The following is a 9962-nucleotide window of genomic DNA, read 5'->3' as shown; positions in this document are numbered from 1 at the left end:
ATCAGGAACAGGTCGCTCACCGCCTCGTGCAGCTCAAACCGCTCCGGCAGCAAGACATCCGGACCCAGCGGTGTCTCCAGGCGTAAAATACGCTCCGCTTGAATGAACGAAGCCGCCGCGACCTCGAGATTCATGGGGTGCTCCCTAAAGATCAGCGATAGTTCAAGTCGCTCCAGCAGTATCTTACGAAAGCAGAAATCCTCAAACTATCCAAACTGTACAGCCGGCCAACACTTGCCACGTCTGCCTTCCGACTTGCGACCGCGCACCGATCAGGCCGCGAGTTTCAACTCGGGTTGTGCAAACTGCGTGGAAAGCCGATGCAGCGCGCCAAAAGCCTCTCGCATGTTCTGAGGGGTCAGGCTGTTCGCGAAGAGGCCGTTGTCCACGAGGTCCTTGCCGAAGAAATCTCGGTAAAGCTTGTTCATACGCTGGTTGATTCCCCGGCCAAGCGCATCGATCTCAATGACTGAACCGATCATACCGGCGCTATATGCATTCTTCGGATAGGCCGCGGAACCAGGTGCTGCGGAAATCGGGGACCGCGATATGACCTTCGGGCCTCGCATCGTTTCACTGTATACACGCGTCACCATCTGGTCGCGGGTCATGACGAGGTTCAGATACATGATCAGTTCGAGCGCACCGGCAAGCTTGGGATCATAGATGTCCTTCTTTGGAGCCCTCATGATTGCCGCGCTGTCGAGAATGGCGATTGCGCGGCGCGCCTCTTCGAAGCTCGTATTGTTGTTCTGGATATCGAGTGCTGCAGTCTGCGCCTTCGAGCTCGCAAGTTTGAGGATGCGCAGCATGGCAAGATAAACACTGAGCGGCGTGTTGGAGCGCGTGATGGCATCGGCGCGGGGGACACCGGCCTTGATGGCCTCTTTGGCCTGGTCGGTGAGGTACTTGCTGCCGGCTTCGACAAGGCCGGCCACTGCGAAGCTGCCGGCAGGGCTGGCCTCGAGCATGGCGGCGATGCGGAAGGTCCGCTGCATGTTGAGGTTGCAGATCGTCGAAACTGCCACCTCTTTCATGACCGCAGTGATCGCGGCCTTGCCGATCATGGCCGTCGCCATGGTACCGCCAAGGAGCGAGAGGCCTACGAACAACAGCTCGATCCTCTCCTGGTCGGCCTTGGCTTGCGCGTCCAGCACGTTCTTGTAGTTGTTGAAGGCCTCGTCATAGGCGGACGCAAACGGGTTGATCACATAGGCATCCCAGTTGGTAACAGCCAGATTGAGCCTGTTCAGGTAGTCAACGACCAGATCGCGCTTCGTGGTTGCCATGATTGCCTCTTCCCTCGTTTTTCAACTCGTTCCAGCTCTATAGCCGGAAGACCATCGTCAGAGTGTGACATTGTCCGCCGCCGCAGGTCGGTCACCTCTTGTAGCTATATTCCGTGCCGCTGTTACGGCTTTCCGGCATTGATCCTCAAAGTATATTCGCCGCGCGTTGCATACATCCAGAAGTTTCGCGCCGGTGTCTTGTACTGCAGAAAGTCCAGTGCATTGGTCCTGGGTTGTCTCAAGCGATCCATCGCCTGATGTAGAAGTTGTGTTTCACGCTTGGCATCATCGGGATACCATTTGTATTCATTGCTACCTTCGACCGAAAAGACAAGCTCAAGATCGCCATCACTCAGTGTCCTGGCGCCCAGATATGTCCATTTGATTGGGAAGGAGCCGGTGGCCATTTTCCAGTCATAAGTAGTGACGTCTTGCTGACCGAAGCCGATCACACCTGTCTGACCGTTGCGCAAATTGTTGGCGTTGAAGAATTGCAGGATTTCCCGCGAAAATCTCCTGGAGACACCGTCATTCTGTTCGATGAACTGGACCGCACTGAATGTCTTGGGCGTACCGGCGCCGCTTAAATAATGATCGAAATATTCTTCGGCGCGGCCGCCTGAAGGCAGAGCGACGAGCCTTGCAAGTTCCGCCATTTCGCGATCCTTGCGCCAATCGGATTTCATGAATGAGAACGGACCCGAGCCGTAGTCGACAACTGTCCGCGCGCCTTTCACCATATCTCGCGTCGTCATGGGCATCGCATGCTGTCTCCGATCTGAGCTGCAACCCATGATTTAGACTGGCGCACACTTCCCCTCAAGCCGCTTTTCCGCCCGAGCCACAGCCGATAACCAAAAAGGAGGATGGTTTATTCCGCCAGAGCCTGTTTCAGTTCGCGTTGCAGGCGTTGCAACAGATTGACGTTTGTCACTTTGCCATTGCTGCTGTTGAAGAGGCCGGAATGTTCGACCAGCTTGTCCCAAAGTGCAGCCTTGCGCAGCGCCGGCAGCATTCGTGCGCTTGAACCGACGCGCTGTTCCAGCGTGGAGAGCGCCAGATCAGCCTGCAGACGCTCGACAAAGGCGAGGATGCCGGCACTAAGTTGGGAGGAGGTGCGGGATACGTCCTGAAAATCAGCTCGCATCATTTCCAGGTCACGTGGATCGGCTTCGGCCAGGAAGGAGATTACCGAGGAGAGCAAATTGGATTGGTTCTCTCCGGAGAGCGAGAAGATCCAAGGTGTGCTGCTGGGCTCGGATTCTCCTGTTTCCAACACCGCGGCCGATTTTATCCTGGCAACTTGCAGCGCTTGCAGCCCTGTCAACGCGATCGCCAGTGCTCGTCCGACATTGTGAAAGAATTTAAGCGAATCCTGAGGCCCTTCCGGAATCCTGACAAGGCCGGCGCCGTCGCAGAAAGCCTGAAACAGATCGCTGGCGTGCCCGACATCCAGTCCTCGGGCGGCGGATGGAATGGTTTGCGGGGAGGGCAGAGCGGAATGTTGAACCGGCATGGCGGCTGGGATCGAGACCGGCGGCCCGCCAACATCGATGTTCTCGACGGGTATGATGTGGAGATTCGCGCGATCCACACCCTCGATCGGAGGACTTTGCGGAGCGTTGGCGGCTTGGGGAATCGCTTCGACCGGCGTTGGCTTCGAAGTGGCTGCCGACGTCGCAGCCTCGTCCTGTGGAGCATTCCAGTCGTCCGGCAGTATCTGTTTCGGCCTTGGCAGGTCGATGCGCAAGGAGGCAGTCGGAATCTGCTCGGAACGATTGATGAGTTCGTGATTTCTGGGATGAATGATATCGGCCGGCTTGATCACGTCGCCGCCCTGGCTCGGCGGCCCATCCCAGCCAATATCGATCATCGGCTTCGCGGATGGTTTCGAAAGAGGCATTGATGGGAGAGGCTCTTGAATGCCGGGCAGAGATCCGGATGCGGTGATACCTGAAGGGGCCACATCGTGCAGGATGGCCGTGATCTTCGGTTGTGAAGGATCGGCGAGGTCTTTGCCTGAGCCATGCGCGGCGACGGAGATCCGGGCCTTGAAGCGGTAGGAGCCGATTGCAATCTCGTCGCCGTCGCGGAGCAAATTTCCATTGTTTCGATCGACCGGCCGTCCATTGACCGAAGTCCCATTGGTCGATGTGTCGACAATGCGGTAGCCGTCCGAAACCTGCTCTATAACGCAGTGGCGTTTCGAAACCGCACGTTGAGAGTCGGAAATCACCCAGTCGTTTTCCGTCGCGCGGCCGATCGAAAAACGCCGGCCCGAAATATCTGTCCGTCCGGAAAACAGCGTATCGCTGCCATTTGGCAATGCTTCGAGGCTAATTCTCATTCAACTTGTCGCTGTTGTACCGCAAGCAGACAATAGTCCATCTGGGCATCCAACGCGGTCATTTCGACACGAAGAGAGCCTGCCTATTGGCTGCTATTTCTTGCTTCGATGTCATGATTAGCCTAATGTTTTGGTTTAAGGAACCTCCATCATTCTTGGGGTCACCCTACAATTGTATCAGAGCGCGGCGACACGCCTTTCGCTAAAGACTTACACCGGATATTTCCATGCCGCGCGGCTGATCGGTCTCGCGACGATATTGCTCGTGCTTGGCGTTCTGGCTGCCCAGGCGGCACCTGGAGGCCAGCGTATTGCGCTCATCATCGGCAACGGGCGCTACCAAAATGTCCAGACCCTTGCCAACCCGACGAACGACAGTATCGCCATGCGAGGCGCTTTGGAGAAGCTGGGCTTCACCATTTACGGTGGCGATGACCTCGACCTGTCCGAGCTGAGGTCGACGATCGCCGAATTTCGCCAGGCAGCGGAAAAGGCTGACACCGTCCTGTTCTACTATTCGGGGCATGCCTTTCAGCTGCGAGGCAGAAATTATCTCGTGCCCGTCGACGCAAAGCTTAAAGCAGTGAGCTCAATCGAGGCAGAAACCGTCAGACTGGATTGGGTCATCGAAGAACTCCAGGACAGCAGGCGGCAGACGCTGATCTTCCTGGATGCCTGCCGCAACAATCCGCTTCCGCCCTCCCAGCGCACAAACGATGGCTTGGCGCAGGTCGAATCCGCGGGGAATGACCTTTTCGTCGCATTCGCCACCCAGCCTGGCAACATCAGCTACGATGGAAACGGCAAGCTCAGCCCGTTCACCAAAGCGATCGCGAAACATATTTCGACACCCGCGCAAGGCATTTCCGATCTGATGATCCAGGTTAGAAATGACGTCGAAAAGCTCACGCTCGGACAGCAGACTCCGTGGGAGCAGACATCGCTCAAAAAGCAATTTTACTTCAACCCTCGGTCGGTGCAGCTGCCGAACGAGAAGATCGCTTCCCTCGATCTTGGCGTGCCGGGTAGCGAGCTTTCGTCCACCGATCGTTCAGCTCAGATCAACGACGATGTGTCGCGTGCGCTCTCGGGCGACCAGCCGAATCTGATCACAGTCCCCGGCATCGGCAACACCAGCCCGAACGTCATTTTCCTGCCCGAAGCGCCGATCGAGCTGTTCGGCAAGGAGGATTTGATCCTGGGCGTACAGTCCGAATTGCAGCGTGTGGGCTGCTACAACGGCGAGCCTGACGGTATCTGGAGCGACAGTTCAAAAGACGCCCTTAGGCGCTACTACAAGGTGAGAAAGACGTTGCGCCAGGAGGGCGAGCCGAACGAGTTCCTTCTCGAGCTTCTCAAGCGCGAACGCGGCATGGTCTGCCTAGCGCCGGTTGTACGGCGACCGCCAATTGCATCGGTTCCGCGAGCGGAGCGGCCGAAAGCCAGCCGACGCGCATCGTCCGAGACGCGCAGCGCGCCACCGGTGGCCAGTGCCGCGCCGAAAGCCAGGACGATCACAAACACACGCGTGCTTGGCGCATTTCGCTAAGGCGATCGATCATGGTTCCGCAGCCTAGCGGTGATCCCGAATATCAATATCGGCTCATTGACGACTTTCGGCAGTTGGCCCGTGAGATCCACCGTCGCCGTCGCCTGCACATCGCACGCTTTTGGATCGGTTCGCTGGTTCTGGCGTGTCTGGCAGTTACCCTCGGTTGGGGCGGCTGGGTCGGATATCGAAGCGATTGGTTTCGCGGTAATGCCGACAGCGCGACCTTGGCTGTCTCCAGTGCGCAGGAACAAAAACCGGCTCAGGATTTCGAGCTTCAATCGGCCGACCGTATGCGCGATCCAATCCTCCTGGCGCCCGAAGATGGGCGCGAGGGAAAGAATACCAAGTTCGAGTTGCGCTTTCAGAATGCCGGCAGTGCAACGGCGGTTAACGGCAAGGTCTTCTATGTTTCGGATCGGATCGCCAACAATTCGGTTCAGCTGATCTCTGCGCTGCCGGCAACGCCGCAGGACTTTGCCTTGATGAATCCGGCGGCCAGCGCTGGCGACGAAAGCATCCAGGACGGCCAGTCGTCTGTCGTGGTGACCGAAGCCGAGGGATTTGACGGACAGGATGGGGCCGGCTGGGATACCTCCGCGCAGAGCGGGTCGAGCACACATGAAGAAGCGCCCAGCAGTGAGGCGTCTTCGCTTGTCGGCAGCAGCACCCTTCTGATCAAACCCGCTGAAAAGCGGGCGGCCGCTGCAAACGAAATCATCGTCAAGATCAGCGCGCAACGCACCGTCGAGGCGACGTTGCTCGAGGCCGCTTTGCCCTCCGCCGAGGCGAACAGGGCGGCCGTTGCTGCTGCCAGGCTGCTGAACCTGCAAATGCTCCAGCCGGGCTATGTCGCCGCCCTGCTGATCGACCATCAGCAAGACGAAGAAACTCTGGTCCAACTGACGATCATCGATAACCGCGGCGGCGTTAGCCTGATCCGGACGACCCCGAATGCATCTTATGAGCGGGTCGCGGATGGCGGTGCCAATGCTGATCTCCTGCGCTATATCGGCGAGACTGATCGGGCGCGAAGCGACAGCAGGCGATACCGTCTCATGGACGGACTTTATGCCGCGGGCATCCGCAGCGGAGTCGCTCCGGCTGTCATCAGCGAGGCCATCATGCAGATGGCGCGCGCCTATGATCTGGGCGACTTCATGCAGCCGGACGACAAGTTCACCCTGATCTATGCCGACAAGCCCCGTGACGATGAACGCGACAACGGACGGGTTCTCTACGCCTCGATCATCACCGGAGGAAGGACGCTCGCTTGTTATGTGCTGAAGCCCGGCCTTGACCGCGATTTCACATGCATGACCGAAAAGGACACTGTGCGGCAAAAACTTGGCCCAGTCGGATTCCTGACACCCGTCAATGGCGCCCTGTCATCCGGATTCGGTCCGCGCCTGCATCCAATCCTCGGCCGTGTCCTCAATCACAATGGCGTGGATTGGGCGGCCCCGACCGGTACTCCCATCGTCGCCGCCTTTGCCGGCACCGTCATGTTTGTCGGGCCGAATGGCGGCTTTGGCAATTTCGTCAAGATCAAGCATGCCAACGGCCTTGCGACAGGTTACGCACATATGAGCGCGTTCGCTTCCGGACTTGCGGTCGGCAAGACGGTCAAGGCTGGCGAAACCATCGGCTACGTAGGCACCACTGGGCAAAGCACCGGGCCGCATCTCCACTTCGAACTCTACTTGGATGATGTCGCGGTCGACCCGTTGTCCTTCGACGGCGGGACCGTTGCCGTCAACGGGTCTGAAAAGGATAAGCTGATCGCGCGCATCATCGGGGTGGAAAGCGGTGGCGATCCTTCCGCTCAAAATCCGCTGTCATCGGCGACCGGTCTTGGCCAGTTCATTTCCGGGACCTGGCTTCGCATGATCCGCTCCTATCGCCCGGACCTCATGTCGAGCATGAGTGAGGGCGATATCCTCGCCCTGCGATTCAATCCGACGATTTCGCGTGACATGCTCTATCATCTGGCTTCGGAGAACGAAGCAGATCTCCGCCGTGCCGGGCAGCGGGCAACGGCCGGCAATCTCTATCTAGCGCATTTTCTCGGCAGCACCGGTGCAATTTCCGTGTTGCGGGCAGCACCAGACCAGCCACTGATCGATCTTGTCGGCTATGATGTGATCGCTGCCAACCCGTTCCTCAGTGGGCGCGATGCGCAATGGGTCGTCGACTGGGCGGCACGCAAAATGTCCGGTGCCAGCACCATTCTGGCAAGTCGATTGCCGCCGGAAACCCGGATCAGGAACTCGCGCTTCGCTGCCTACAGCAGCGCTATCGACAGTCTGCTGAAATCGATAGCCGAACGCAGACCCACGGGTTAAGCAGCGACAAACCCCTCAGTTATGAAGCCAGGGCGAGGTCCGTAAGTAAACCCAGGTGGATCAATGTCGGCGCTCGATCAGCGCGCTGTCATAGGCCTCCCTAAAGTACTGAAGTAATACGTCCAGAACGCCGTTCTGACCGGCATTGCTATGAGCCTCCCAGACCGCGGAATAGGCATCCCAGCAGCGGCCCTTATGGCTGCGAAGAAGCGTACTCCCCACCTGCCTTTCGATTGTTGTTGGAGCAAAGTCGTTGAGCAACTTGAACAAGGCAATCTGTAAAGAAGGGAACGCTGTGCGCTGATGATCCTTCAGCGCGCCGACGAGCCTGTCGAGCACTTCTGTCGTACCTTCCAGATCGTGATCGGAGGCGTTGAGAAACAGTTCCAGAACATCGCCCTTGGTCTGCGTCAACGTCGTCAGGCTGTCGGAGGCATGGGTAGCGTCGGGCTTGCCCGCAACTTGCAGCATCTGCCGGTTCGAACGCAGCAATGCCACCATCGTCGGTACCACGACGCGCATGATTTGCCCCAGTTCACGCGCAAACTCGGCGTCGCTGCGTCCGGCGAGCCGATCGGGATTTATGTCGGCGCCAATTGCGAACTCCGTGACAAAATCGGAGCGAAAATCAGCGGCTGCGGTCACGGGCTGAATCTTGCCTGTCGGCGGCGGAGTGCTGGGATGCCCGGAATTTTCAAGCTGGGGTCGAATCTGCGACGAAACTTTGGAGAGTTCCGCATGTTGGAGAACCGTCGCCTCGCTCGCGTTCGCCATGAAAATCGTTGCACCATCATCTGTCGCCGGATCACCGTGCAGGATTGATACGATGATCGAAAAAGGGCCAATTGAGATCGTGTCGCCGTTGCGCAGCGTGATCTGTTGACCCTCGGTAAGCTCTTTGGCGCTTACCGCCAGGCCGTTGCGCGAGAGATCAGTCAAAACAAAATCGTTCCCTCGGCGCTCGATTTCGCAATGCCGCGACGAGACGAAGCGACTGGCATCAGGCAACAGCCAATCACATTCTTTGCCTCGGCCAAGGGTAACCTTGCCGTCGGCAAGATCGAAACTTTGACGCAAGCCCGGCGCGAATGAACCGGAATTTTCAATCGTCAGGACGAGCTTCATAAACGGTCCATCCTTACAGGGTAGCAACCTAGCTTGACTCGCAAAGCGGCATAAGGGCAATTCTGGCGAGTAACGAGGATGATGCGCCTGATCGCGAGGAAGTACGGCATTGCGGAAAGAACTATCGCTGCTGTGTTCGCAGCAGCCTGGATTTCTCTTGTGCCGACGGCTGCGCGGGCAGCCTTCACCATCTGCAACCAGGCTCTCGACATAGCCAATGTCGCGATCGGCGAAGCCTCCGGCGAACAGATCGAAACCAAAGGCTGGTGGGTTATCGCCCCGAACCGCTGCGCCAATGTCATCCCTGATGAGCTGAAGAGTCGCTACATCTATGTCCATGCCACCGATGTGCGTGGCAAGGTGCTTTTGGACGGCGACGCTATCTTTTGCACTCTGCCACGCCAGTTTCGCATCGTTGGAACCAAGGATTGCTGGCAGCGCGGCTACACGACGGGGGCATTTCGCGAGATCGACACGCGTCAGGCCAAAGAGTGGACGCTGTTTCTTCGTGAAGATCGCAGCACGCCGCAGGCTACCAGATGACGCGAACAATGATTTCGATCGGTACCGAAACGCGCATATCGCTCCAGGATTGCTATGGCGGTACGCATCAGGGGCGTGTACGACCCATCAATGAGGACCGTTTTCTCAACCGTCCCGATCTCAACGTCTGGGCGGTCGCCGATGGCATGGGTGGCCATGCCCATGGCGACATCGCCAGTTCTGCCATCATTCAGGCGGTGGCGGAGGAATTCGAGGCAACCAAGGCGGGCGTCAAGGTTCTGCAAGCCTTTTCGAATGCGGTGCATTCCGCTCACAACCGTATTCGCGCGATTTCGGAGGCCAATGGCAAGATCGTCATGGGGTCGACCGTTGCCGGCCTTCTTCTGGCTGAGGGACGGTTCCATATCCCGTGGACGGGCGACAGCCGAGTTTACCTGATCCGCAACGGCCGCATCAGCCAGATGACCCGCGATCATACAGAAGTGCAGATGCTGTTGCGCGAGAATGCGATTTCTGAGGAGGAGGCGAGGAATTGGCCTCGCAAGAATGTCATCCTGCATGCAATCGGGGTCAACGAAGCACCCTATGTAGAGGCGATCGAAGGCGACGTCGAAGCCGGTGACACATTCGTTCTGTGCACCGACGGGCTGACGGCGCACCTCACGGATCAAGATATTCAGATTCTCGTTACGGGAAACACGGCACAGCGGGCTTGTGTCGAACTCGTACGCGTGGCGCTTGAACGCGGGGGCAAGGACAATGTGACCGTTGTCGTCGTCCACGTTCCTGCGCTGGCCAGATAG

At 58.1% G+C, this 9962-nt stretch carries 8 protein-coding genes; 4 read left to right on the top strand and 4 right to left on the bottom strand.

The window, feature by feature from the left end; all coding sequences use genetic code 11:
* Positions 1-272: 272 nt before the first annotated feature.
* The 3 genes from L4923_RS03435 to L4923_RS03425 all read right to left on the bottom strand — a co-directional run bounded on the left by L4923_RS03435 (position 273) and on the right by L4923_RS03425 (position 3636).
* Positions 273-1289, bottom strand: coding sequence for a hypothetical protein (locus L4923_RS03435; RefSeq protein WP_239362035.1), 1017 nt, complete (start codon positions 1287-1289; stop codon positions 273-275).
* Between the two features lie 122 nt (positions 1290-1411).
* On the bottom strand, positions 1412-2029 hold the full coding sequence (locus L4923_RS03430; protein ID WP_239362034.1) for a hypothetical protein: 618 nt from the start codon (positions 2027-2029) through the stop codon (positions 1412-1414).
* Positions 2030-2160: 131 nt separating this feature from the next.
* Positions 2161-3636 carry a type VI secretion system-associated FHA domain protein gene (locus L4923_RS03425; RefSeq protein ID WP_239362033.1) on the bottom strand — a complete coding sequence of 492 codons (1476 nt, stop codon included), beginning with the start codon at positions 3634-3636 and terminating at the stop codon, positions 2161-2163.
* Positions 3637-3808: 172 nt separating this feature from the next.
* Between L4923_RS03425 and L4923_RS03420 the strand changes: the two genes are divergently transcribed.
* Both L4923_RS03420 and L4923_RS03415 read left to right on the top strand, forming a co-directional pair.
* On the top strand, positions 3809-5185 hold the full coding sequence (locus tag L4923_RS03420) for a caspase family protein (protein WP_239362032.1): 1377 nt from the start codon (positions 3809-3811) through the stop codon (positions 5183-5185).
* Between the two features lie 11 nt (positions 5186-5196).
* A complete protein-coding gene (locus L4923_RS03415) occupies positions 5197-7530 on the top strand; it encodes a peptidoglycan DD-metalloendopeptidase family protein (RefSeq protein ID WP_239362031.1) in 2334 nt (777 codons plus the stop codon).
* Positions 7531-7590: 60 nt separating this feature from the next.
* Here L4923_RS03415 and L4923_RS03410 read toward each other — a convergent pair whose 3' ends face one another.
* Positions 7591-8655: a type VI secretion system-associated FHA domain protein gene (locus L4923_RS03410; protein ID WP_239362029.1), complete on the bottom strand. Its 1065-nt coding sequence runs from the start codon at positions 8653-8655 to the stop codon at positions 7591-7593.
* Between the two features lie 78 nt (positions 8656-8733).
* Between L4923_RS03410 and L4923_RS03405 the strand changes: the two genes are divergently transcribed.
* Together L4923_RS03405 and L4923_RS03400 are read left to right on the top strand one after the other, a co-directional pair.
* On the top strand, positions 8734-9198 hold the full coding sequence (locus L4923_RS03405; RefSeq protein ID WP_239362026.1) for a DUF1036 domain-containing protein: 465 nt from the start codon (positions 8734-8736) through the stop codon (positions 9196-9198).
* Complete coding sequence (locus L4923_RS03400) at positions 9195-9962, top strand: PP2C family protein-serine/threonine phosphatase (RefSeq protein ID WP_239362024.1); 768 nt, start codon at positions 9195-9197, stop codon at positions 9960-9962. Before L4923_RS03405 ends, L4923_RS03400 begins: the two co-directional genes overlap by 4 nt.

The sequence above is a fragment of the Terribium retamae genome (assembly GCF_022347545.1).
Taxonomy (GTDB): Bacteria; Pseudomonadota; Alphaproteobacteria; order Rhizobiales; family Rhizobiaceae; genus Mesorhizobium; species Mesorhizobium retamae.
Note: the sequence above shows the minus strand (reverse complement) of the source record. Positions and strands in the feature narration are given on the sequence as shown.

What these genes read in the sequence shown, in the direction of transcription:
- L4923_RS03435 (WP_239362035.1), bottom strand. Translation starts at nt 1,289, where the DNA reads ATGGCAACCACGAAGCGCGATCTGGTCGTTGACTACCTGAACAGGCTC.
- L4923_RS03430 (WP_239362034.1), bottom strand. Translation starts at nt 2,029, where the DNA reads ATGGTGAAAGGCGCGCGGACAGTTGTCGACTACGGCTCGGGTCCGTTC.
- L4923_RS03425 (WP_239362033.1), bottom strand. Translation starts at nt 3,636, where the DNA reads ATGAGAATTAGCCTCGAAGCATTGCCAAATGGCAGCGATACGCTGTTT.
- L4923_RS03415 (WP_239362031.1), top strand. Translation starts at nt 5,197, where the DNA reads ATGGTTCCGCAGCCTAGCGGTGATCCCGAATATCAATATCGGCTCATT.
- L4923_RS03410 (WP_239362029.1), bottom strand. Translation starts at nt 8,655, where the DNA reads ATGAAGCTCGTCCTGACGATTGAAAATTCCGGTTCATTCGCGCCGGGC.
- L4923_RS03405 (WP_239362026.1), top strand. Translation starts at nt 8,734, where the DNA reads ATGATGCGCCTGATCGCGAGGAAGTACGGCATTGCGGAAAGAACTATC.
- L4923_RS03400 (WP_239362024.1), top strand. Translation starts at nt 9,195, where the DNA reads ATGACGCGAACAATGATTTCGATCGGTACCGAAACGCGCATATCGCTC.